This is a genomic window from Leifsonia sp. SIMBA_070, assembly GCF_046534635.1.
In the GTDB taxonomy this organism is placed as follows: Bacteria; Actinomycetota; Actinomycetes; order Actinomycetales; family Microbacteriaceae; genus Leifsonia.
Genome location: NZ_JAWRYK010000364.1, coordinates 1 through 267 on the forward strand (window position 1 = coordinate 1; position 267 = coordinate 267).

General features: G+C 67.4%; 1 protein-coding gene. It reads right to left on the reverse strand.

What is annotated here, in order from left to right; all coding sequences use genetic code 11:
- A partial coding sequence (locus SB754_RS20695; protein WP_410784235.1) for an Lrp/AsnC family transcriptional regulator occupies positions 1-267 on the reverse strand: 267 nt, incomplete at both ends.

The window sequence follows — 267 nt, forward strand, 5'->3', positions numbered from 1 at the left end:
GCAGGTCGCTTTCACCGGAGACGGTGTGGATTTCCTGGATTTCCGGGATTTCCTCCAAGGCGCGGACCACCGCAGCATGGCCGGCGTCTTGGCTGATCGTCAGTGAGCAGTAGGCCACCACCCCGTAGCCCAGGGCCGCGGGATCCACCCGTGGGCCCCAACCGGAGATGACGCCGAGCCGCTGCATCCGGTCCAACCGGGCCTGGACCGTGGCACGCGCCACCTGCAATGTGCGCGACGCCTCCAGCACTGACATCCGGGGTTGGT